Source organism: Priestia sp. FSL W8-0524 (assembly GCF_038005965.1).
Taxonomy (GTDB): Bacteria; Bacillota; Bacilli; order Bacillales; family Bacillaceae_H; genus Priestia; species Priestia zanthoxyli.
Genome location: NZ_JBBOUG010000001.1, coordinates 691179 through 715644, shown reverse-complemented (window position 1 = coordinate 715644; position 24466 = coordinate 691179). Strand labels below are relative to the sequence as shown.

Genomic DNA, 24466 nt, shown 5'->3' with positions numbered 1-24466 from the left:
ATCTTTTACCTAACGACCGTTAGTTAGATTGAGGAGGAGCTTTTTTTGAGTGAATTATCAACTGTAGAAAAAATTAGAGCTGCCGCAATGGAGCTCTTTGGAGAAAAAGGCTATACAGAAACATCGCTTGCTGATATCTCATCAAAAGTAGGCATAAAAAAACCTTCCCTGTACGCTCATTTTAAGAACAAAGACGACTTATTTTTACTAACCGTGCATGATTTAATGAATTTATTTTTAACAAAGTTATCTGTTATATACGAACAGCATAAAACAAAGTCTGCTAAAGAACAGCTTCACTGCTTTGTTGTAGATTTCTGCACGATGATTGAAAAAGATTCTTTTGGCCAGATGTACCGTCGTCTTATTTTGTTTCCACCTGAGCATTTGCAGTCGGAAGTAAAAGCTATTTTCTTAAGAAGCGAACGATTGTCTGATCAAATTCTGCATGCTATTTTTACACAGGGAATGGCTGAAGGCGAAATAATTGAACGTCCGATTGATTTGTATATCAATAGCTTTTATTGTTTAACCGACGGACTGTTCATTCAGCGCTTTTACTATGAACCAGAGTATTATGATCAAAAAATCCACGATGCTTGGACAATATTTTGGGAAGGCATACGCGCTAAATAGGCCCTGTAAAAAGGGCTTATTATTATGTAAGGAGGAATTAAAATGGCTTGGATTTACCTTATTATCGCTGGTTTGCTCGAGATTGTATGGGCAATCGGCTTAAAATATTCACACGGATTTACTGAATTAACTCCAACAATCATTACGATCGTCACAATTGTCATCAGCTTTTATTTCTTTTCAAATGCCTTAAAAAAAATTGCTGTGGGAACAGCTTATGCAGTGTTTACTGGTATAGGAGCTGCTGGTACAGCGATACTCGGTATGACCGTTTTAGACGAAGGCGTAAATATTGGAAAGATTTTATTTTTAGGATTAATGATTTTTGGAATTATCGGTTTAAAGTTAATTTCTACTGAAGAAACAGAAAGAGAGGAATCCTAACATGGCCTGGATTGCATTAATAGCTGCCGGTTTCTGCGAAGTGGGATTTGTGATTTTCTTAAAACTTTCGGATGGATTTAAGCGATTGCTTCCTTCAATTGGATTTATCCTTTTCGGTGCAGGAAGTTTTTATCTTCTCTCCTTAGCGTTAAAGGAAATACCTCTTGGAACAGCTTACGGTATATGGACGGGAGTAGGCGCTGCCGGAAGTGTACTTCTCGGCATGCTTTTCTTTCGCGAAGCAAAAGATATGCGTCGAATTCTATTTATTTTTTGTATTGTAGCAGGTGTAATTGGCCTTAAAATCACTGGATAAGGGTGTACTACTTCCCCTCTTTTCGTGCTATACTAAACTTGTAAACACTTTCAAAAAATAGGAGACGATGACAATGAACCTTGGGTTTGGAGAAATTGCCTTAATTGTATTTGTCGCTCTATTGCTTTTTGGTCCAAAGAAACTGCCGGAATTAGGAAAAGCTGCTGGAAAAACGTTAAAAGAGTTTAAAAACGCTACAAAAGGAATTATGGAAGAAGACGAAAAAGAAAAAGCCCCTCCTAAATAAGAGGCTTATATCTCTTTTAAAAGCTGACTCAAACGTTTGAGTCAGCTTCTTTGTGGTGAGAATATACTGAAATTCGATTTCGACCCGTACGCTTTGCTTCATATAAAGCCAGATCTGCTTGATGAACAATTGAAATGGGCTGTATGTTTTCGGATGGAACGACTGTCATTATTCCAACGCTGATAGTGACGCACTTAAACACTTCAGAAGCTTGATGGACAATTCCACGGTCCTCCACTTGCTGTCTAATAGCTTCTGCCATTTTTATCGCTTCATATTGATTAGCTCGAGGAAGCAATATACCAAACTCTTCTCCTCCGTATCTTGCGACAAAAACCGATTCGTCAAAGACAACGCTTTTAGCGATATTCGCTACTTCTTTTAAGCATTCGTCTCCTTGAATATGGCCATAGGTATCGTTATACGCTTTAAAATAATCAATATCAAATAAAAGAAAAGAAAGCGGCTCTTTTTCTTTCCGTGCGTATTCCCACTCGATTTCCAGCTGTTTATCAAGAGATCGGCGGTTGTTCAGACCCGTTAAGCCATCTTTCATGGACAGCATTTCAAGCTTTTTATTAGCTTTGAGAAGATCACACTCAGCCTTCTTTTTCTCCGTAATATCTCGATATTCCCAATAGTGGCCAATATACACATGACCTTCATAGATTGGAATGTAGTCACGCGCATAAATTTTACCGTTAATAAACGTAATTTCTTCATCTACTATTGACTCTTTTGAATAAACGGTGCTTTCTACCGTTTTTAAAAACCTAGCAGGATCTTTCAACATAGGAGCGTGAGATAAAAACAGCTGATTACTTTCCAGTCCAACGTATTGATTAGGAGGCCCGGGTATATCAAACATGTCACAAAAAGTTTGATTAATAACGGCTACCTCGCGCTTTGGCGTTTCAATCATGGTACCTGTCTTTGCATTTTGAACCATAACCGAAAACATTTTAGACAGTTTTTTATGCTGACTTGTCGTTACGCGAGATACATATATATATCTACCTGCTAGATACACTAAACACCCCCCTATAAAAGAAGCAGGGAGTAAATAGACGATAGTCGCAGCGGCGTGCTTCATATCTTTAAAAAGAAAGGACAATGAGAAAAATACGCAAAGCAAGCTAATAGAATTCATTAATTGAAAACGAATAAATGGACGATAAGGTAAGCGAACCGTCCACCCAGACAGTAAAGCCATTACGATAATTGTAGCAGCGCCTATTATTCCGCTTTCCGTAATTCCAAATAAAAGCAAACGCATTACTCCTATAATACAAGCTGCAATGATAGCCGGTATCATTCCTGCATAAAGACAAACAATTGTCACCGCTAAAAAGCGAAGGTCAAGAATAATAGTAGAATCTATTTTAATTGTATATATCATTAAAATGCTGCCTAATAGTCCATAAGAACATCCGTAATAAATTAAGCGATACATTTTATACCGTTTTATTCCTTCTACTCTATAAATGATTTGCTCTCGAACTATACTCGCAGCAAACAAGAAAGAAATAATTAACGTGATATTAAAGAGAAGTTGACTCACTTTATTCTTCACCTCTTTCCAAAAGCTAAAACAAAAACAATAGGCTTCTTAGCTTACATATTGTTTACAGCTGCTTTTTTATAACTAGTACTGTTTGATTTATCGAACAGTACTATCATTTTTTTCCTTCATTAAATAAAACTGTTCTACACTCTATTTGTTGCCGACCATCCTCACTATATAAAGAGTGTTTATCTTCCTTTTCTACAAGAAATTCTACTTGTTAGTATACTACTAAACTCTATGTGTACACATCATCTTTTACCTTTTTTAAAATATTTATCCATTTTCTGTTTTTTGAGTGTTCCACTGAAATGTAAGTAGTCGAACTGCGACAAAAATAAAAAAGAGCGTCGATAAAACGAGCGCTCTTTTTTATTTTTGATGTAAAAATTCCCAAAGACCTGGCGTTTGAGAAAAATCGAAGGTCTTAACAGCGGAAAGAATTTTAACCTTTAAATCTTGCTTTACGTCTTCTCTCTCATGCAGCGAAAAACTTTGGACAGCTTTATTTAGTTTTGGTTCCAGTTTTTTCAATAAACGCCTTGATGCCTCTTCATCTCCAGCTTTCACTTTATTTACAAGTTCGTATAGAGTTTCCATTTCTTCACTTCTTTCTTAAGTCAGTTGTTAATTCTTCCACTTTTTCTTCAAGTCGCTTTATATTATTTTCTACACGCAGTAATAAATAAAAAGAAAGGACAGCGGGAAATCCTACGTTTCCAACAAGTTGAAGCCACTGAGGATCAAACATATCTATCACTCACCTTCATAATTTTTTTCAACTTGCTTAGCGCACGTTGATAATGATTAGAAACCGCTTGCTGAGAAATAGAAAAATAAGCAGCGATTTCTTTATGAGTCCAGCGTTCGACAATAATCAAGTGCAGCATACACTGCTGCTTGGCCGTTAATTGGCGAAATGCATGATGAAGAATAAGATTTTCAAGTTGATTTCCTAAAAATTCATGCTCCCATACAGCCCCGTCCTGTACTCCTAGCATATCTTCAACTGTTCGATTTCCATCTAGCGCAGCCGGCTGCTGCAGGCGAAGAGGAATATAAGAACGCTCTTTTTCTTTTACACGCATAACATCTCTGGAATAATGTTTGCAAAGCTTGTTAATATAATGAAGCAATCTAACTTCACTATAAAACTGATGAAATTCTTTGTTTAGAAGTCTTTGTTCTTTTGTATCATTTTTAACAACCGCTTTTTGTAATCGCTCATAGCGTTCTGGTGTCAAAAATGTATTCATTATATGAGTCTGAAGAGTTGCGCTGTGGTTTGTAAGAAATGTATGAAAGGTACATTCTTTGTCATGCCGCTTTTCTTGCTGCGAATAGAGCTGAGTCATTGTGCAAATCTCCTCCTTTTTTTCTTATACTTATTAAAAAGGGAGAAAAGAGTAAAATAACAACACCAAAAACGAACGTTTGTTCTTATATAAATTTAACTATATTAGGTTTTTTATGTCAATATGATGAAATGCTCATTAATAATCAAAACGACTCAGTAAAAATAAAAAAAGAGATTGAGACATAACGAAATGGATCCAATCTAAAGACGAACAAATAGGATACATGAGCTGGACTGCTTATTACACCGCAGTTGATTTCCGTGCAAGACTTCGCTTTCCGCGGGCGGCCGCTGAGCCTCCTCGTCGCTTGCCCTCCAATCAACTGCTAGAAGGAACGAAACAGATGAAATCTACGTTCTGCATAACAAAAAAACGAAACACTAATCAAACATGTTGATCAGTGTTTCGTTTTTCACTTCGGCTAAAATATTTTTATCCCGGCCCTTTTTATTTCTTCTTCATGTATAGATTATTCTTCTCCTAAAACGCGGTTGATACGTTTGCGAAGCATTGGCATTCCATTTCCACCCGCTTGGAAATGACGAAGCTGACCTTCTTTATCAAATACATAATATGCTGGTACATATTTATTTTCAAAAGCGTCTGTTAACTTATGCTCACTGTCTACATAAATTGGCTGAGTAATATCGTGTCCCATTGCCATTGCCTCAATAACACCCATATCTAAGTCATCTTCCGAACGAGGCATATGAACCGCTACAACATTCAATTGATCATCATACTCATCACGAAGATCATTAACTTCAGGCATTGCTTCTTTACATAAATGGCAGCTTACTGACCAAAAGTGGATAAGCGTTGCTTTATCACCTACTAAATCTTCCTTTGTCACTTCGTCGTTAATCCAAGATGTTGCTCCAGTTAATTCAGGCATTTGTTCACGTAATTTCATGTTAAAATCCTCCTCTACATTAATTAAACTGAATATTCTGCATTTTACAGTTAGAAAACTATCTTTTCTATTTTAATGGCAGCAGTAGAGGAAGTTCTCCTCTACTCTACCGTTATTTATTAAAGTGTTTTTTGACCTGGTTTCCAGTTAGCTGGGCAAAGTCCGCCAGTTTGAAGTGCTTGAAGTACACGTAATGTTTCTTCTACGCTGCGGCCGATGTTGTTATGGTTTACAACTGCATATTGTAATTCACCTTCTGGATTAATAATGAATAATCCGCGAAGCGCTACGCCTTCTTCTTCAATTAATACGCCGTAATCACGTGCTACTGCATGAGTTGGATCTGCAGCTAATGGATAATTTAAATCTCCAAGCCCATTATCTTTACGATCTGTGTTAATCCAAGCTAAGTGAGTATGAATTGTATCTGTAGAAACACCTACCACTTCAGCATCTAGATCCTCAAACTCTTCGTAGTGATCTGATAGGGCTGTAATTTCTGTTGGACATACGAATGTAAAGTCCATTGGATAGAAGAACAATACTGTCCATTTACCGTTTTTCATATTTTCTTCTAAACTTACTTTTCCAAATTCCTTATTTGCAAGTACAGCTTCCATTTCGAAGCGTGGTGCTTGTTTTCCTACCATACGTTCTGCCATGTCAAAACCTCTCCTTGTACAATGTATTTAACAAGCCTATGCTTGTATGTATTATTTTTAATGCAATCAGCACTATTTACTATTTGATAACGATTATTAGTATCATTATAAACTAGTAATAACTATTGATTACATTCTTTATTATACACGAGCTATTATTATAGTCAATACTTTTTTATAATCATTTTAATCTAGGATTGATTATCGAATATTTCTCACTCTTTTTATTCTTTCCCTTGATCAATCCTATGTATGCAGGGATGAATGAACATAGAAGATACTAAAAAACTTCCCTTGTTTCAACATATTTGCTTTTACAGTGTGCTGCAACAAGATTTCGAATCTCAATTATGTTCTTTATAACTACAATAAAAGAGAATGAGACATAACGATCTAAATCCAATTTAGAGACGAACAAATGGTATAAATCATCTAATAAGGGTCACTACTTGTTACTTAAAACCTGCTTTTACCCTACCCATTAAAAAATCCGAACGAGTTTAATTCTCCATCAAGAATCAAACTCGTTCGGATCTTCCTTCAACTAAACTACTTTTGTCCAGCCTCTTTTATTTATTTCTTATCATTCGGATATACAAGACCGATTTGCTCTCGCACTTTATCCATCACGTGCATTGTTAGATATGAATTTTCATAAGAATTTGTGTCCGATTCCATCTTTCCTTGCTTTAACAGCTCTACGAATTCATTTATTTCATAGTACATAGCAGGATAAGGCTGATCGACCGTTAACTCTTCTACCCGTCCGTCATTGTATCGAATTTCTACCTTTTCAGCGGTATGTATTTTGTCAATAATCATACTGCCTTTTTCTCCTTGAATTTCACTTGGTAAATGCGAATTTGTAATTTTAGAATACATGATGACCGCGTCACGATCTTCGTACTCTAAAGCAACTGATCCTTCTCCATCTACTCCAGATTCTAGCATAAACGCCGTTGCCTTTATTTTATGAGGCCCTCCAAACAACGTAATCAGAGGATAAAGACAATATACACCTAAATCCATCAGTGAACCGTTGGCAAGCTCTGGCTTAAAGGCATTAAGCACGATACCTTCTTTATATTTATCATAACGAGAAGAATACTGACAGTAAGATGCCACGTATTTTCGAATTGGACCAACTTTATGTAAGTTCTCTTGAATCACTTTGAAGTTAGGAAGAAGGGTTGATTTCATCGCTTCCATTAGTAACACATTGTGATTCTTGGCTGTTTGAATCATCCGAGTTACTTCTGCTGCATTGGCTGCGAGCGGTTTTTCACACAGTACATGCTTGTTATTTTTCAAAAATAAGATAGCTTGTTCTGCATGATAAGCATTTGGAGTAGCAATATACACTGCATCAATTTCAGCACTCGCTGCCATTTCCTCTAAATCAGTAAATATATGAGGAATATCATATTTACCTGCAAATTCTTCTGCTTTTTCAATGGTTCGAGAATAAACAGCTGCAAGCTGAAAGTCGTCTACATACTGAGCTGATTCTAACAGTCGATCTGTTATCCAGTTTGTTCCTATTACGCCAAAACGAATCATCTTTTCATCTCCTTTTTATCATCTATGTTGTATTGTATCGTTTTTAAAAAGAAAAACGAAGAAATAATAAAAAATCTATACCATTTTCCGTTGCTTTATATCTATTTTGTTCTATATAAAAAAACAGCTCACAACAAATGTAAGCTGTTTTTTTATATGACTCAAACGTAAGCTTATGCTTTCTCACCCACTACAGCAAAACGTTCGTTTACATAGTTTTTATTCTCTAACTCATCTATTAAAGCAATCGCATAATCAGCATAGCTAATATAGCTTTCATTTTGACTATTTGTGATCACGTGATCTTTTCCTAATTGATAGGCTCCAGTGCGAGCACCTTCTGGGTCAAAAAAAGCGGCTGGGCTTAAATAAGTCCAATCTATAGTTGATTTTTCTAGTTCTTTTAAACCTTTGCCCATATTTGAAGCCGTTGGATAATAAGCTGCTGGAAAACCTTCTGTGCTCATTAAAGGCATTGTTTTTTCTTCATCTACAAATAAACTTCCTGCTCCGCCCACTACTGCGAGTCGCGTTTGAACACCTTGAAATGCTTTAATAAGTGATTGTATAGACTCAACGTGCATCTGTTCACTTCCGGGAGGTGCATTAAATGCGTCTACCACAGCATCGAACTGTTCAATGTCTTTTGAAGTAATGACAAAAATATCTTTTTCAATTACGTTTGTTTGATTTTTTAGTTTAGAAGCATTTCGAACAATGGCTGTTACTTCATGTCCTCTCTGTTTTGCTTCTTCCATAATTAATTGACCTGCTTTTCCTGTTGCTCCAATAACGCCAATTTTCATTTTTATTCTCTCCTTTTATTTTTGTTGTAACCACAATAGTTACACATTACACAAAAAAATTTGAGCTTTTATAACACTGCTATTTCTTTTCAGCTCGTTGTAACCATTATAGTTACACGTTATTCAATTTGTCAACCTCACTATTCATTTTTTTACGAGATAAAAGATTTTAGGGATCGCTAAAAAATCCACAAAACAATAGCTTATTTACTATTTCAAAGTATTTCCATATTTTCAACTTATTTTTATCTCAGAGTACTTTTTTATGAAAAAAGGTTTCTTTTTTATAAAAAAGTGTTATACTAGGTATATTATTTCTTGTTCGGTGTTAACAAATAGAAAGACTTTCTTTAAAGTGATTCTTATTGAAATTGAGCAGAGATAGTAATATATTCGTGGATTTTCCACACAGGAGGTACTACAATGGTACAAGGTAAAGTAAAATGGTTTAATGCAGAAAAAGGTTTTGGATTCATCGAAGTAGAAGGACAAGACGACGTATTCGTACACTTCTCAGCTATCCAAGGCGAAGGTTTCAAATCACTTGAAGAAGGTCAAGAAGTTACATTTGAAATCGAAGATGGAGCTCGTGGACCACAAGCTGCTAACGTTCAAAAGTAATTGATTAAGAAGCTGTCACTTTAGTGACAGCTTCTTTTTATGCTCTTTTTTGTTTTTTATTACATTTTATGAAACTTTATCCTTTTTCATTCGTATATGATAGTAGAAAAACAAACGAGGAGGATGAAGATGCACTCTATTTCACTATCAAATGTATCTAAAAGCTATGGGTCGCACAAAGCCGTCAAAGATCTTAACTTAACTGTAGAAAGTGGCGAACTATTCGGATTTTTAGGTCCTAACGGTGCAGGAAAAACAACTACTATTAAAATGATGACAGGCCTCTTAGAACCTTCTTCAGGCTCTATTGATGTATGTGGGATTAATGTATGGGATGCGCCCATTGAAGCAAAACGAAAAATTGCATACGTTCCTGATCAACCTACACTTTACTTAAAACTCACTGGTATGGAATACTTACAGTTTATTGCCTCTATTTTTAAATTATCTGCTGATGAATTCGAGACACGCTCCAATAAATGGCTAAGCCTTTTTCAGCTAGAAGAACGAGCAAATGAACTTATTGAGGGATATTCACACGGTATGAAACAAAAAATAGCCTTATGTGGGGCGCTTTTACATAACCCTGAAATTATTTTTTTGGACGAGCCAACTGTAGGACTTGACCCCAAAAGCGCAAGAACGCTGAAGAATCTATTGCGTAGCCTTTGCGATAGCGGCGTAACAGTCTTTATCACTACTCATATTTTAGAAATTGCTGAACAGCTTTGTGATCGAATTGGCATTATTTTAAATGGAGAAGTTATTGCTTTAGGTTCCATGAAAGAGCTTAGAGAGCAAGCGAACACTGATCAGTCCACCCTCGAAGACATCTTCCTCAATTTAACAGGGAATGAAGAGCAGCAAAACATCATAGAAGAACTTGCAAAAGCCGGTGAAATTCAATGATGAAACTCTTGCTTCAAACAGAAGGAAAACTACTTCTTAATCATTTTAGATCTTCTAAAAAACAGGCATACGCCACGGTTGGATTTTCTACTTTATTTATTGCTCTCATTGTGTATTTTTTATCAAAAGGCGTATGGAGAATCGCACCCTCTCTCTCTTTTGAGTTGATGAGCAGCTTATTTTCTTATAGCTGTTTATTATTAATAGGGATGCTGGTCTTAATGGGGATCCCACAGGTATTTAAAAACTTGTATTCTTCTTTGGACCTATCTTTTTTATTTACACTGCCCATTCCGACAAAACAGCTTTTTTGGGTAAAATATATTAAGAGTTTTCTTTCTACACCGTTGATAATGTTTTTTCTATTTTATATACCGTTTATCGTATACGGTATTCGAGTTCATACTAACTTTTTATTTTACATTATTTCATTTGCAGTTTTATTAAGTACAGTGGTAATTGGACTTTCTCTTTGTTATTTACTTAACCTTATATTGGTTCAACTCATTCCTGCACAGAGAGCAAACGAACTTATGACAGCCATGAGTGCTTTATCAGGTGTCATTGTGTATGTATTATTTCAACTTCCTAATTTCAGTTCTAATGGAGCACCTTTTGAAAAAGCAATAGCAGGCCTTCCCTTATTTCCTACATGGACGCCTTTTCACTGGGCAAGCATAGCGATAACTTCAAGTGCTAAAGGATCTGTTCATGCTTTTGTACCGGCGTTAAGTATTATGGTGTTAGCTTTTTTAAGTATTCTCTTATCTTCTTCTCTAGTGGAGAAAGGTTTTAGAACTGGATGGGTTCGTTTAAGTGAAGGAAAAGGAAAAAAGAGAGCTAAAATTTCATCAAGCAAAAAGTATAAAGTTCATCATCCGATTATGGTTATTGGTTTGACAGACTGGAAAAACATAAAAAGAGATTTGCGAGAATGGCTCGTTTTTATGCCTTTTGTATTCTTTCTTATCTTTCCTACCGTTGGTTTTTTAAAAAGTGGAGCTACTTTAGAGAATTTAATTTCTTATAAAGATAACGTATGGCTCGGCGTACAAGTTTTTTTCCTCTTCTTTTACGCTCTCTTTAACGGATCAATGTCTGCCTCTTCCATCGCGCGTGAAGCAGAAACAGCTTCACTTATAAAAAGTCTGCCGATTTCAAGTTGGCAACTCGCACTAGGTAAGCTGTGGATTAGCTGGCTGCTTCCTTTCATCCTGCTATCAACCATTGAAATTGTTCTAGGCTTGTTCATTCATTGGTCTGCTTTACAAATAATTGGTGGTATTTTGCTAAAAGGAATTTTAACCGTTGGAATTAGCAGTATCGGGATTTGGTTAGGTACTATTGGAGCTAAACACAATCCTAACAATCCTCAGAACCGCCTTACTTTTGGAGTTTCAATTCTCTTAGCAATTTTAGCCTATGTGTATTTGTTTATAGCGCTTATTCCATTTGCTTTACTAAACCTCCCTCCTTCATTTAAAGTATTTGCAGACGAACTTGCAGGAAGCGGATTTATTGGTTTCATAGCTGGTCTAGCTTCTGGTTTGCTTTCATTTAAAATGGCATATCCTGCTATAGCTTATCTAATAGGCATTGCTCTAATCGTTATCTTTTCAGGAAGAATTGCTTTTCTAATGTTAAAACTTAGCACAACACGCTTAAAAAAAGGCATTCGAGTGGCAAAAGTACACTCCGGCTCTACTTTAGGGCGCCAAAGCTACAAAAAGAGTTTATAAAAATAGCTGCCTTTAAAAGGCAGCTATTTTTAACCAATTAAAATTTGATTTTCCTGCCAAAGATTAGTCAAGTTCGTATCCGCGAGCCGCTGATGCGTCTCTTTTACGCTAAGCCAGCGGTGCTTGTTGAAAACAAAGCGAGTTTCAGGAAGTTCAGTCCATATTTCCTGTACAGACTGGACATTTAACAGAACAAAGTTTGCTTCGTTTCCTTCTTCCACTCCATACTTTTCTTTTCCAATCAGCCGGGCTGGTATACTTGTAATCATTCGGAGCAACTGCCGCTGATCATCTGGACTTCCCATATGTGCAGCATAGGCAGTTAGTAACCCTACTTGCAGCAAGTCTGCTTTTCCAAACGGATGAAAGGGGTCGTTCACGTTATCAGATGCAGTAGCAATCGGAATCGCTGCTTTTTGTATGTCGCGAATACGCGTTACGCCTCGTCTTACAATTCCTTTATCTTCTCTTCCCTGTAAATATAAATTAGAAGCAGGTAATGTGACAACTCCAATTTTCGCCTGTTTCAAAAGGTTTAAGATTTCTTTCACTTTTGCATCAGTCATTCCTGCAAGCGAACAAAGATGCCCCACTACCACTTTTCCTTCCATATTCAATTCAATTGTTCTATGAGCAATATTAATTATCGTATCAACAGATGGATCATCGCTTTCATCCACATGTAAGTCAAGAGGTTTATTATAGGCTTGAGCCAGCGAAAACAGAGCATCAATCTCTTTTTCTGGATTTCCAGCTAAATGAGGACAGCCTCCAATCGCATCAATTTCAAGGTCGAATGCTCGTTCAATTTTAGTCATCTTATGCATATCATCAATGTCTAAGTTAGAGAATAGCGGAACAACCTGCACATCCATATACGGGCCTAATTCATCTCTCACTTCGACAGCCGCTTGTAAACTTCGAAATAAGCTATCTTCTTCCATGCTGCAGTCAAAATCAATATGCGTTCGAATCGTAGTCGTACCGTTAGCTAATGCCTGCAAAGCAGTTTTTAACATTCGCTGCTTAATTTCTTCTTCTGGAAATGCCGGCAGGCTGCTGCTGTAATTTTTAATGGCTTCTTGAAGAGTTCCAGATAGATTGGGTACCTGAGGAAGCGAATGAGCTTTGTCTAAATGCATATGCATATCTACAAATCCTGGTAATAGTACACGCCCCTGTGCATCAAGTGACGTTTCTTTTCCTAACACGGCCGCGTGTAGCGGAAAAAACTCGTCACCTTCAAGATAACCGTTTTGTAAAACGATAGAAGTATACATTCCATTTGAAATTTTCACTTCAAAAAGAGCGTGATCGTGCATAATTGGCAAGCGAACATTAATTAAGTGAAGCAATATAATTCCCTCCTCAATTTTTCAACTTCTTCATTTTTCATAGACCGCTTTATCTTATTTATCATTTATTGTTTAAAGCATTAATTCGCCAAATTTCGCGAATCACCTTCTCTCTAAAGGCCTTTATTTACAGAGAAAAAAGCAAGAACAAAAAAAGGAGCAGCGTCCCCACGCTGCTCATCAAAGAAAAAATGCTAGAAAATAGATAGAATGTACTTCCCATGGTTAAATGAGGGCTTACAGATAAAGCTTCAGTGAGTGATTTCATGCTTTGCATCGCTATTCTCCCCAGAAAGCAATGCAGATACAAGCAAAAAATTTCCACCACTCGCTCACACTGTAAATAGACACATAAGAAAAAGCCCAAACAAAGGCAGGTCTCTCAAATACAATGAGCAAAAACCTACCCGCCTGGGCTTTTATCCCTTCGGTGTCATATCCACTTCTTTTCAAAAATGAATATGTGAATCGCTTGGACCAAACTTTCTACTAACGTAAAAATGGGAACCTAGATTCACTTTTTACTCATAGTCCTATCATTTACGGTGATAAGGTAGAAACGTCTGAGCCATATTCTCAAACATATATGAGTGAACCGTATTTAGCTTTTTCTTGTCTACAAATATACTATAGGTCTCTCTATAAGTCAAATATAAACGAATAATCTTTTTAATAAAATTATATATAGTTCGCCTTTTACAAAAGTTTACTTTTTTAAAAAGTTTGTTAAACTATCTAACACAGTAGTTGCATCTTCTTATAATCCTGCTTATACTTCGAACTACTTACATTATCTATAAAGGTCTTCACTCTGTTGAAGACAAAAAGCGATCTAGGGTTCCGTTTAACACATGTTAAAGGCTGGTCCGAGAGAGAGCGTACGGAACAGTCCGTATACACGGAAGGATAAAAGCCTGGGAGAATGACATCATTCTCCCAGGCTTTTCTTTTTTACTAGTATAAAATAGAGGAAAGAAGGGATTTATATGAACAACCAACCAGCGTTAAGTAAATCGCTAAAGGTATATCAAATTGTATTTTTGGGTCTTGCCTGGATGACTCCGATGATTTTCTTTACAGTTTACGGAGTAGCCTACGATGCGGCTGGAGGGCAAATGGTCCTTGCTTATTTAATTGCTTTTTTAGCTATCTTTTTTACCGCATATAGCTATAGCCGAATGGTAAAAGCATATCCAATAGCAGGATCTGCTTATACGTATACGAAAAAAGCTATACATCCTCGCCTTGGCTTTTTAGTAGGCTGGGCACTTCTTTTAGACTATATTTTCTCCCCTATTATCGCTATTTTAACATTTGGTATTTTTATGCATACAGAATTTCCTTCTATTCCTGTATACGTATGGGTCATTGTCATGAACATTATCTTAGCTTTAGTCAATATTGTTGGTATTAAATCTGTCGCTCGTATAAGCGGCATCTCTGTTGTAGTTCAGATTCTATTTATAAGTTTGTTTTGTTTATTTATCATCAAAGATATTGCAACAGGTCAAGCTAGTTCTTCTACTCTTTTTTCACTTCATCCTTTTTTGGCTTCAGATGTACCGTTTACGACTATCTTTTCTGGAGCTGCGCTCATTTGCTTTTGCTTTTTAGGATTTGATGCCGTTACAACAATGGCGGAAGAAACGATTCAACCGGAAAGGACCATTCCAAAAGCCATTTTTCTTATTGTTTGTATTGCAGCTGTTATGTACATCGCTATTTCGTATTTTACACAGATTGCCTATCCGGGATTCACATTTACTAATCCTGATAATGCTGCCTACACCCTTGTAAAATTAGTGGGCGGAAATCTTTTAAGCAGTCTATTTATTACGGTCTTAATTATCGCAACCTTTACTCAAGGAGTTTCTTCAGTCACAAGCGTGACTCGCTTTTTATATGCTTTAGGCCGTGAATCCGTGCTGCCTCAGAAGGTATTTTCATATATTCATCCAACGTTTAAAACGCCCGTGGTGAATATCTTGCTTGTTACCGCTTTTTCGTTTTTGGGAATGTTTATTGATTTAAACACAGCCGTTACTTTTGTCAGTTTCGGTGCCTTAACCGCTTTTACATTTGTTAATCTATCAGTCATTGCCCACTTTTATATTAAGTTAAAGAAACGGTCGTTTACTGAAACAATACTTTATTTAATCTTCCCTTTAATAGGAGCGGCATTTATCGGATGGCTGCTCACACTGTTAAACAAAGACACTCTTTTGATTGGTGTCGCCTGGCTTACGGTTGGGTTTCTCTATTTATTTGTAAAATCTCGACTATCGGCTCCTTTTGTAAAGAGAGATCATTCAAAAGTGACGGTCCCTGAAAAATAAACTGAAAAATCAGTTTTTGTGTCAGGTATTCTAACAAACTGCTTGTCAACTTATTTTCAAACATACTATACTACGATTAATCGAAAGCCACAAATGGATAAAGGTTCTTACAGATGTTAAGAACAAAAAAGCTGTCTAGGGTTCCGTTTAACATACGTTAAAGACTGGTCCGAGAGAGAGCGATATGGCGCTATGCTGTATAACACGGAAGGATAAAAGCCTGGGAGACTACTCTCCCAAGCTTTTATCCTTTTTTTATTCTAAGGAGGTTATTTTATGAGTTATATCTGGAAGCAAACCATCCCAGCGGGCGGAAAATGGTCAGGACGAATTGGGAGAGGAAAATCAGTGACGTTTACCGCACAAGAATCCGGTGCAAACGCATCCCTACTATTGTACAACGCTTATGATTTAACGGAACGATACAACATGCCTGATACCTTAAAAGCTCAGCATACTGCTCATTTAACAAAAGGACACGTTCTAATGAGTGACAACGGCAGAGCATTTGCAAGCATCACTGCTGACACCACCGGCTGGCATGATACCATTTCAGGCTACACTACGCGCAGCTTAACTCAGCAAAAATACGGTGTATCTACTTATCAAGAATCTCGAAACGAATGGAGAAGAAATGGAGAAGAAAACTTCTCAATGGAGCTTCTGCGCAACGGTTTAACAACACGGGATTTAGTCCCTAATCTTAACTTATTTTCAAAAGTATACTGCGACGAAGAAGGCAATATGAATTTTGTTTCTTCTCATTGTAAAAAAGGAGATTTTATTACGCTTAGAACAGAAATGGATTTGCTTTTTGTACTGTCTAATACCCCTAACCCTTTAGACCCAAGTAAAACGTATCCTTCTGTTCCGATTGAAATAACCGTTGATGAAGCGGCTCCTGTAAGCTCAGACGACTACTGTTTAAATTTTAGGCCTGAAAATAAACGAGCGTTTGAAAACACATGGTCTTATGACCTATTGCTTGGAAATAAAACATTATCAACGATTTAAAAATGAAGGAGGCTTCTATAATGGCTGTATTTAACCGAGTGGAAAGTAGCAGAAAAATAGAGAACGCAATTTATGATGAAACGGTACTGGCTGGGGACGGCTGGATGCACGAACTTAAACCAGGACAAACGCTTAGAATAATAGATGTAAAAGGAAATCAAGCAGCGGATACTTTATTCTTTGATGCAGAAAATCCAGAAGATCATTACAGTGCAGTATCGACGATTGCTAATCAAGGAAATATTTATTTATCCACCGGCACGGTGCTGCTTTCTCAATCTGGCAAAGAACTAGTCAAAATTGTAGCTGACACGTGCGGACGCCACGATACCCTAGGCGGAGCTTGTTCCGCACAAAGCAACACCGTACGTTATGCACATGACACGCTTCCTATGCATAACTGCCGAGATACATTTATGCTGCAGCTATCAAAATATGATAGCCGCTACACTAAAAGAGATTTAGCACCGAACGTAAACTTTTTTATGAATGTACCCGTGACGCCAAGCGGCGGATTAACGTTTAATGACGGAGTGTCTGCACCTGGATACTATGTAGAAATGGAAGCGATCAATCCTACACTTGTATTGATCAGCAACTGCCCTCAGCTTAATAATCCGTGCAACGATTATAACCCTACCCCTATTCGCTTAGTTATTTGGGATTCATTATAAAAAGGAGTGTTCATCTATGTTTACAAAAGTATTAATTGCGAACCGAGGAGCAATTGCCGTTAGAATTGAGCGAACATTACGACATTTCGGAGTGAAATCTGTGGCTGTTTATACAGAAGCTGATCAAGACAGCCTGCACGTTGATGAAGCAGATGAAGCCATTTTAATTGGCAGCGGCCCGGTCAAAGAAAGTTATTTAAACGAAGACCTTATTCTAGATATCGCAAAGAAAACAGGAGCGGAAGCTATTCATCCAGGCTACGGTTTTTTAAGCGAAAACGCGGAATTTGCTCGTCGCTGTCGAGCTGAAGGAATTGTATTTATTGGTCCTACACCTCAGCAAATGGAAATATTCGGATTGAAACATTCAGCTCGGGAAATTGCGCAAAAAGCGGACGTGCCTTTGCTTCCTGGTACACCTCTTATTACAGATGTATCAGAAGCTGTACGTGCTGCTGAAGAGATTGGCTATCCCGTTATGTTAAAAAGTACAGCTGGGGGCGGCGGAATTGGAATGCGTGTTTGCCAGGATGAAAAAGCGCTTCAAGCCGCTTTTGACTCAGTTTGCCATTTAGCACAAACAAACTTTAAAAACAGCGGTGTTTTTTTAGAGAAATACATTCAAAAAGCTCGCCATGTGGAAGTTCAAATCTTCGGGAATTCTTTTGGAGAAGTAGTAGCTTTAGGGGAACGCGACTGCTCTATTCAGCGAAGAAATCAAAAAGTAATTGAAGAAAGTCCAGCTCCAAACTTCCCTTCATATATACGGGAAAATATGCTGCAAGCAGCTACTCGACTAGCTAAAGAAGTGGGATACCGAAGTGCAGGAACAGTAGAATTTTTATATGACGCCGAAGCGGAGAAGTTTTATTTTTTAGAAGTAAATACTCGTCTTCAAGTAGAACACGGCGTTACAGAAGAAGTGTTAAACATCGATTTAGTAGAATGGATGCTTAAAGAAGCATGCGATGAGCTGGTAAACCTTCCTTCTTTGCTTCCTGTTCCTTCAGGTCACAGTATCCAAGCGCGTATTTATGCCGAAGATTGCTTAAATGATTTTCGTCCAAGCGGCGGGCAAATCGACCAAGCCATTTTCTCTAAAAGTGCTCGAGTTGAAACATGGGTGCGAGACGGCATTACTGTAACATCACTTTATGATCCTATGCTAGCTAAAATTATCGTTCATGGAAAAACACGAGAAGAAGCTCTTCTAAAATTGATCGCTGCTTTAAAAGAGACAAGATTATACGGCGTTACTACTAATCTTCAATACTTGCAGGGACTGTTAGAAGAAAAAGCGTGTAAAACAGGCGATGTGTATACTCAAATGCTTAACTCATATACTCCGAGCGAACAAGCAATTGAAGTTTTAGACGGCGGCGTTCAGTCTACTGTTCAAGATTACCCGGGACGCACCGGGCACTGGAATGTAGGAGTTCCTCCGTGCGGCCCAATGGATCCTTTTGCTTTTCGCATAGGAAACAAACTTCTCGGAAATTCACCGGATGCCCCGGGAATTGAAATGACTCTCCGAGGCGGCTCTTATAAATTTAGAGACGATGTATCTTTTTGTATTACCGGTGCTAACATGCATGCTACATTAGACGGCGCTGAAATTCCCATGTATAAAACCATTCAAGCAAAGCCGGAACAAATTCTTTCATTTGGTGAAGCAACCGAAGGAATGCGCACGTATTTACTGATTGGCGGCGGACTTGATATGCCTAAAATATTAGGCAGTTCTTCTACTTTTACACTAGGAAGCTTCGGAGGACACGGCGGAAGAGCACTTCGCACGGGAGATGTACTGCGTGTTTCTGACTACGCTCACGTTGAAAATGAACTTGCTCTTTCCTACCAGCCAACCATGTCTAAAGAATGGACAATTGGAGTGATTCCCGGCCCTCATTGTACAGAAGAGTTTTTGCAGCCAGAGTACTTGCAGCAGCTAACAGATACAAAATGGGAAGTTCATTTTAACAGCTCTAGAACAGGCGTTAGGTTAATAGGTCCCGCTCCTTTTTGGACGCGTGAAGATGGAGGACAAGCCGGTTTGCATCCATCAAATATTCATGACAACGCCTATGCCATCGGCACCTTAGACTTAACCGGAGATATGCCTATTTTACTTGGCCCAGACGGCCCGAGCCTCGGCGGCTTTGTTTGCCCTGTTACGACTGCTTCAGCAGAGTTTTGGAAAATAGGACAGCTTCACCCCGGAGATAAAATTTCGTTTAAATTAATTGATCTTGAACAAGCTGAAAAACTCAAATGTACGCAGGAAGACTTTTTACAGCGTATCGGAACATCTGCATCACTTCCTGTGCTTACAAATCCAGTAGCACAGCCGCTAAAAAGCGATTATCCGCTGCTGATTAACGAAACGGAAAATAGACGCTTCCCATTTTCCGTCCGCTGCTCAGGCGATGCGAATATACTTGTGGAGTACGGAGAAATGGAGCTTGACCTGCTGCTTCGCTTCCAAGTGCATGCTTTAATGGAAGCTATTCAAAAGCGTAAGGATTTACCAGTTCTAGATTTAACGCCTGGTATCCGTTCTCTTCAAATTCATATTGATGCAACAAAGATGTCTATTCTTGAACTGTGTCAGCACATTTCAGCTATTGATCGCGAGCTTCCTCCTCTTGAAGAAATGGAAGTTCCGTCTCGGATTGTAAAACTCCCACTTTCATGGGATGATCCTGCGACTCAATTAGCTATTGAACGCTATCAGCAAAACGTTCGTCCAGATGCACCCTGGTGTCCAAGCAACCTAGAGTTTATTCGCCGAGTAAACGGTCTGGATCACCTTGAAGATGTAAAACGAATTGTATTTGACGCTAATTATCTTGTAATGGGGCTTGGAGATGTATATTTAGGTGCGCCTGTAGCTACGCCTCTAGACCCTCGTCACCGTTTAGTGACAACGAAATATAATCCCGCTCGTACATGGACACCTGAAAATGCAGTTGGTATTGGCGGTGCGTATATGTGCGTATACGGAATGGAAGGTCCTGGGGGCTATCAATTTGTGGGACGCACGATTCAAATGTGGAACCGACTTCGTCAAACGGAAAGTTTTGAAGCAGGAAAACCGTGGCTTCTTCGTTTCTTTGATCAAATTCAATTTTATCCAGTAGAAGCAGATGAGCTTTTAAAACTGCGCGAAGATTTTCTTCGCGGGAGATTTGAAGCAGATATTACGGAGACAACGTTTAAACTTGGAGAATATTTAGATTTTCTTTCATCTATTGAAGAAAGCACGGCTGCTTTTCGTCACACCCAGCAGGCTGCTTTTCAAACAGAGCGAGAAGATTGGAAAGCACTCGGCTTAGCTGAGTACGTCTCTGAACATGAAACGGCTGAAATTACGGAACAAGAAATGCCCGAAGGTACGGAAGCCGCGCGCTGTACAATGCCGGGAAGCGTATGGAAAGTTCTTGTTGAAGAAGGACAAAAAGTTGAAAAAGGCGATACGTTAATTATCGAAGAAAGTATGAAAATGGAGTTTCCACAGCTAGCACCTATGGATGGATATATCAGTTCTATTCATGTAAAACCCGGCGATGAAGTACAAGCTGGACAGCTGATTGCCGGTATAAAAGCCTTTGCTCCAATTACTCATTAAGGACGGTGGATACAATGAAAACAGTGAGTTTGCCTAAAACATTTTCGGTTCAATGGTTACGTGATATGTATATCAAAAAAGAATTAACTCCGGAAGATGTAGTACATCAAATTCTTACGCGTGTAGAAGCTGATAAAGACATGAATATTTGGATTACCCCTCCTACACTCTGTGAGTTAAAACCTTATGTGGATCGGTTAGCCACGTTAAGCCCTGAAACGTTACCTCTGTGGGGAATTCCATTCGCCGTTAAAGATAATATTGATATAGCACATGTACCAACGACAGCCGGATGTAAAGAATATACGTATATCCCTTCTGCACATGCTACGGTTGTTCAACGTCTTATTGATGCAGGTGCTATTCCTCTTGGAAAGACCAACTTGGACCAATTTGCTACAGGGCTGGTCGGTACACGAAGCCCTTACGGCGAAACGCACAATGCGTTAAAGTCCGAGCTCATTAGCGGCGGATCGAGCTCAGGGTCAGCTGTATCCGTAGCTCGCGGGCACGCTGCTTTTTCTTTAGGTACCGATACAGCAGGTTCAGGGCGCGTTCCAGCCGGTTTAAACCGTTTAATTGGCTATAAACCTTCTCTCGGAGCGTGGCCATCTGCAGGTGTAGTTCCGGCGTGTAAAAGCTTAGACTGCGTCACTGCTTTTGCTCATGAATGGAGTGACGTACTGCTTGTAGATTCTATTATTAGAGGGGTAGACGATCAAGATCCATGGTCACGCTCTGTTGTTCGGGCTTCTTCGGCTCTCCCTGAAAAAATTTGTATGGTAAAAGAACCGCTCTCATTTTACGGACCGTTTGCTGAGCAGTACGAGGAAGCTTGGAAGCAAGCAGTGAAAAAGATTGAAGGTTTATCTATTCCCATTGAATACATTGACGGCTCGTATTTAAGCGAAGCAGCTGCTTTATTGTATGACGGCCCATACGTAGCGGAGCGCTGGGCTGACTTAGGAGAATTTATTACTTCTCATGAAGAAACAGCATTTCCTGTAACCGAGCAAGTCCTTCGTTCAGGAGCTAAATCAGAATATGATGCTGCTGCTTTATTTCAAGCTTCACATAAGCTTCAATCCTTTAAACATAAAGCATATCATCAGCTTAAAAATGCTGTTCTTGTTATGCCGACAGCAGGCGGAACGTGGACGCGGGAACAAGTAAGAGAAAATCCAATTGAAACAAACAGTGACATGGGGCGTTTTACAAACCATTGTAACTTGCTCGACTTATGCGCTGTCTCTCTTCCATCTCAAGATGCAGATCTTGATTTACCGTTTGGCATTTCATTTTTCTCTACATTTGACGGCGAACAATTCATTTGCGGGCTTAGCGAAGTGTTTTTAAATGGTGAACGAACGGTTGATTCAAGAAAAGATACAACCTTAGTAGCTGTTTGCGGTTTGCATATGCGCGGGTTTCCACTTGAATTTCAAATGCGTGAACACGGAGCTTCATTCGTACGAAAAGACCAAACCGCTCCTTATTACCAGCTTTTTAAACTGCCTACTTCTCCAGCAAAACCGGGGCTGCTGCGAACGCATCAACAAGGAGAAAAAATTGAAGTTGAACTTTGGGAAATGCCCTTATCACTACTCGGCTCTTTTGCCGATTCTATCCCTTCTCCTCTTGGACTAGGCAAAATCACTCTCGAAGACGGCAGTGAAGTAGCGGGTTTTCTTTGTGAAGCTCATGCGACAGAAGATGCGGAGGATATTACGTCTTATAGAAGCTGGCGGGCTGTTTATAGTTGAATAAAAGAGCTGCCTCTAAGTCAGGGTTTCGACTTAGAGGCGGCTCTTTTGAGTTATAAAAACCTTACTATAAAAGCGCTCTTATTTTAAGGAATCACTTATTTGGTCCGGTCTTTTTTATGTACTTTTTCTCTTTTTCATCCACCAGCCTGCACCAACTATCACTCCGATTATAAGAATAACAAATATTAAACGGTCTACATCATGCAAATATTTTTGGATTTTTTCAATATCTCCAAGTCCTCCTACATAGAGCAAAAAAACAAACCATGGAAAAATACCTAATGTGCTGTATAAAACAAAGTCCTTAGATTTAATTTTACTAAGGCCTGCCAAATAGGTTATATAGTTTGCGATACTGATGGGACGAGAAATCGTAATACTCCATTTTCCGTATTTATGAAACCATTTTTGGGCACGCTTTATATTTTTTTCACCAAACCAGCGTTTGGTAATAGATTCAAACCTGTATCCCATCACGAACGGAATATAGTTGAATGCGATATAAATAACGGTATTGACAGCTGAAACCATAAGGATTTTCCATATTGAAAGCTGCAGCACCGAGCCAATGAGCAAAATCGATAACGTACACGGAAAAGGAATTGCCGCAGCTTCGATTGCTGTAGCAATAAAGATGCCCACTATGCCTAAATTTTGTACAAAATCAATAAACCCTTGCACCTTTTTTCTCCTTTCAATCATACAAATTTCACGTTCTTTCATCATAACTCAAACTATTCAAAATTTCACGATTTCAAAGTAATTTTACTAGTAAAAAAAGCTTATATGCACCGGTTTGCTATATTTGATTATCTTCTATCATATGCAGTTCATAAGTGAAGTAACGCAAAAAAAGAAAATAGCAGAAAAAAACTCTTTTATTAGTTGTAATAAAAGAGTCTTTTCTGTCCTGCTATTATTTAATTTTAGCAATGATTTTCCCTTTCACATGGCGTTTTGAAAGCTCTTCTAATGCACTTGGCACTTCTTTTAACGAGATGATGCGCTCAATCATCGGAGCTACTTTCTTCTCTGCTACTAATGCTAAAAGCTCATCGCCCATTTTTGCTAAATCCGCTTGCGCCATCATGTCATCAATGTGGTGTGCAGCATTTAAAGCTACTTCATGATAAGAAATCACTTTTGTAAAAGGCTTTACTTTTGTATAGTCAGGTGCACCAGCAATATGTGCTAAATGTCCTCTATAGGCAATCATATCTAAAGAATCCGTTGCGTTCTTTGCGCTCACCGTGTCAAGCACAGCATCTACGCCGCGGCCATTTGTCAGCTCCAATACTTTTCCCACGACATTTTCCTCGCGATAATCAATTACATAATCAGCGCCTAACGACTTCACATACTCATGATTATGTGCTGAAGCTGTTGAGAAAACGGTTTTTCCAGCGTTTTTAGCAAGCTGCACGCCAAAGCCCCCTACGCCTCCAGCTCCTCCGTGAATTAAGATGGTTTGAATATGGTTCATTGGAAATTTACGAAATAGTGCTTCATACGCCGTGTAACCTGCAGTAGGCAAAGCAGCAGCTTCTTCAAATGTAACAGCATCAGGAATGCGCGAAATTGAATGAGCAGTTGTGACCGCATATTCAGCATATCCGCCTTTTTTCATAAAGTCCCCGTGATAGACAACGCGGTCTCCTTTTTTCCAGTCAACTACTCCTTCTCCAACTTCATCAATTGTCCCAGCTACATCCAAACCTAGAATGTGAGGATATGTCCAATGAGGATTTCCATTAGTAGCCGTTTTATAATCCACTGGATTAAGTCCCACTGCGTGAACTTCAACTACTACTTCTCCTTTATTTGGAAGAGGTTTTTCTATTTCTTCTACTTTCATTTCTGTCCATTTATTTTTATCTTGCAATAATAATGCTTTCACAGTCTAACTCTCCTTTTTAAATCATTTGCTTAGCGTTACTTTTATTATTTTATCTAAAAATGATTTGCTTACTATTTTTAT

General features: G+C 38.4%; 23 protein-coding genes and 3 riboswitches. Of the genes, 12 read left to right on the top strand and 11 right to left on the bottom strand.

The annotated features are described in order from the left end of the window. Positions 1-45 precede the first annotated feature (45 nt). From NST66_RS03565 to NST66_RS03550, 4 genes are all read left to right on the top strand, one after another. Positions 46-636 carry a TetR/AcrR family transcriptional regulator gene (locus NST66_RS03565; protein WP_014461312.1) on the top strand — a complete coding sequence of 197 codons (591 nt, stop codon included), beginning with the start codon at positions 46-48 and terminating at the stop codon, positions 634-636. A 42-nt stretch (positions 637-678) separates the two neighbouring features. Beyond that, positions 679-1020, top strand: a complete 342-nt coding sequence (sugE, locus tag NST66_RS03560) for a quaternary ammonium compound efflux SMR transporter SugE (protein ID WP_028412237.1) — start codon at positions 679-681, stop codon at positions 1018-1020. A gap of 1 nt (position 1021) precedes the next feature. Continuing rightward, entirely contained in the window at positions 1022-1336 is a 315-nt protein-coding gene (locus NST66_RS03555) for a DMT family transporter (RefSeq protein WP_033578200.1), read from the top strand. Positions 1337-1409: 73 nt separating this feature from the next. Further along, positions 1410-1583: a twin-arginine translocase TatA/TatE family subunit gene (locus NST66_RS03550; protein ID WP_013055701.1), complete on the top strand. Its 174-nt coding sequence runs from the start codon at positions 1410-1412 to the stop codon at positions 1581-1583. A 28-nt stretch (positions 1584-1611) separates the two neighbouring features. Here the strand turns inward: NST66_RS03550 and NST66_RS03545 are convergent, their stop codons facing one another. The 8 genes from NST66_RS03545 to NST66_RS03510 all read right to left on the bottom strand — a co-directional run bounded on the left by NST66_RS03545 (position 1612) and on the right by NST66_RS03510 (position 8446). After that, positions 1612-3144, bottom strand: coding sequence for a diguanylate cyclase domain-containing protein (locus NST66_RS03545; protein WP_323873846.1), 1533 nt, complete (start codon positions 3142-3144; stop codon positions 1612-1614). Between the two features lie 375 nt (positions 3145-3519). Then, entirely contained in the window at positions 3520-3747 is a 228-nt protein-coding gene (locus NST66_RS03540; protein ID WP_340843065.1) for a helix-turn-helix domain-containing protein, read from the bottom strand. Positions 3748-3751: 4 nt separating this feature from the next. Then, positions 3752-3898, bottom strand: coding sequence for a YvrJ family protein (locus tag NST66_RS03535; RefSeq protein ID WP_013055696.1), 147 nt, complete (start codon positions 3896-3898; stop codon positions 3752-3754). Continuing rightward, positions 3891-4502, bottom strand: coding sequence for a sigma-70 family RNA polymerase sigma factor (locus NST66_RS03530; RefSeq protein ID WP_340843064.1), 612 nt, complete (start codon positions 4500-4502; stop codon positions 3891-3893). Before NST66_RS03530 ends, NST66_RS03535 begins: the two co-directional genes overlap by 8 nt. 472 nt (positions 4503-4974) lie before the next feature. Then, on the bottom strand, positions 4975-5418 hold the full coding sequence (locus tag NST66_RS03525) for a TlpA family protein disulfide reductase (protein ID WP_013055693.1): 444 nt from the start codon (positions 5416-5418) through the stop codon (positions 4975-4977). A 119-nt stretch (positions 5419-5537) separates the two neighbouring features. Next, on the bottom strand, positions 5538-6080 hold the full coding sequence (locus NST66_RS03520; protein WP_014461319.1) for a peroxiredoxin: 543 nt from the start codon (positions 6078-6080) through the stop codon (positions 5538-5540). 573 nt (positions 6081-6653) lie between these two features. Beyond that, positions 6654-7640: a Gfo/Idh/MocA family protein gene (locus NST66_RS03515; RefSeq protein ID WP_155017022.1), complete on the bottom strand. Its 987-nt coding sequence runs from the start codon at positions 7638-7640 to the stop codon at positions 6654-6656. A gap of 173 nt (positions 7641-7813) precedes the next feature. Next, positions 7814-8446 carry an NAD(P)-dependent oxidoreductase gene (locus NST66_RS03510; RefSeq protein WP_033578197.1) on the bottom strand — a complete coding sequence of 211 codons (633 nt, stop codon included), beginning with the start codon at positions 8444-8446 and terminating at the stop codon, positions 7814-7816. Positions 8447-8869: 423 nt separating this feature from the next. Between NST66_RS03510 and NST66_RS03505 the strand changes: the two genes are divergently transcribed. From NST66_RS03505 to NST66_RS03495, 3 genes are all read left to right on the top strand, one after another. Beyond that, the gene (locus tag NST66_RS03505) at positions 8870-9067 is read left to right on the top strand and encodes a cold-shock protein (RefSeq protein ID WP_013055689.1); all 198 of its coding nucleotides are present in this window, start codon (positions 8870-8872) and stop codon (positions 9065-9067) included. A gap of 129 nt (positions 9068-9196) precedes the next feature. Continuing rightward, a complete protein-coding gene (locus tag NST66_RS03500) occupies positions 9197-9976 on the top strand; it encodes an ABC transporter ATP-binding protein (protein ID WP_323873847.1) in 780 nt (259 codons plus the stop codon). Then, positions 9973-11715, top strand: a complete 1743-nt coding sequence (locus NST66_RS03495) for a putative ABC transporter permease subunit (protein WP_340843063.1) — start codon at positions 9973-9975, stop codon at positions 11713-11715. The genes NST66_RS03500 and NST66_RS03495 overlap by 4 nt, the downstream gene beginning before the upstream one ends. A gap of 29 nt (positions 11716-11744) precedes the next feature. Here NST66_RS03495 and NST66_RS03490 read toward each other — a convergent pair whose 3' ends face one another. Then, a complete protein-coding gene (locus NST66_RS03490; RefSeq protein ID WP_255287209.1) occupies positions 11745-13070 on the bottom strand; it encodes an amidohydrolase family protein in 1326 nt (441 codons plus the stop codon). Between the two features lie 508 nt (positions 13071-13578). Continuing rightward, positions 13579-13680, bottom strand: a riboswitch (purine riboswitch). A 211-nt stretch (positions 13681-13891) separates the two neighbouring features. Then, positions 13892-13993: riboswitch (guanidine-I (ykkC/yxkD leader) on the top strand. 63 nt (positions 13994-14056) lie between these two features. Here NST66_RS03490 and NST66_RS03485 point away from each other — a divergent pair. From NST66_RS03485 to atzF, 5 genes are all read left to right on the top strand, one after another. Further along, entirely contained in the window at positions 14057-15406 is a 1350-nt protein-coding gene (locus tag NST66_RS03485) for an APC family permease (RefSeq protein WP_034269790.1), read from the top strand. Positions 15407-15530: 124 nt separating this feature from the next. Further along, positions 15531-15635: riboswitch (guanidine-I (ykkC/yxkD leader) on the top strand. A gap of 47 nt (positions 15636-15682) precedes the next feature. Then, complete coding sequence (locus tag NST66_RS03480; RefSeq protein ID WP_325075928.1) at positions 15683-16420, top strand: urea amidolyase associated protein UAAP1; 738 nt, start codon at positions 15683-15685, stop codon at positions 16418-16420. Positions 16421-16440: 20 nt separating this feature from the next. Further along, positions 16441-17094 (top strand): urea amidolyase associated protein UAAP2, encoded by a 654-nt coding sequence (locus NST66_RS03475; RefSeq protein ID WP_047751562.1) that lies wholly within the window; start codon positions 16441-16443, stop codon positions 17092-17094. Positions 17095-17110: 16 nt separating this feature from the next. Continuing rightward, positions 17111-20722, top strand: a complete 3612-nt coding sequence (uca, locus tag NST66_RS03470) for an urea carboxylase (RefSeq protein WP_340843062.1) — start codon at positions 17111-17113, stop codon at positions 20720-20722. A 14-nt stretch (positions 20723-20736) separates the two neighbouring features. Next, positions 20737-22485: an allophanate hydrolase gene (atzF, locus tag NST66_RS03465; protein WP_340843061.1), complete on the top strand. Its 1749-nt coding sequence runs from the start codon at positions 20737-20739 to the stop codon at positions 22483-22485. Positions 22486-22602: 117 nt separating this feature from the next. On the opposite strand, the gene NST66_RS03460 is transcribed toward atzF, so the two are convergent. Both NST66_RS03460 and NST66_RS03455 read right to left on the bottom strand, forming a co-directional pair. Continuing rightward, a complete protein-coding gene (locus tag NST66_RS03460) occupies positions 22603-23169 on the bottom strand; it encodes a DedA family protein (RefSeq protein ID WP_223546326.1) in 567 nt (188 codons plus the stop codon). Between the two features lie 235 nt (positions 23170-23404). After that, the gene (locus NST66_RS03455) at positions 23405-24385 is read right to left on the bottom strand and encodes a zinc-binding dehydrogenase (RefSeq protein ID WP_340843060.1); all 981 of its coding nucleotides are present in this window, start codon (positions 24383-24385) and stop codon (positions 23405-23407) included. Positions 24386-24466: the final 81 nt, after the last annotated feature.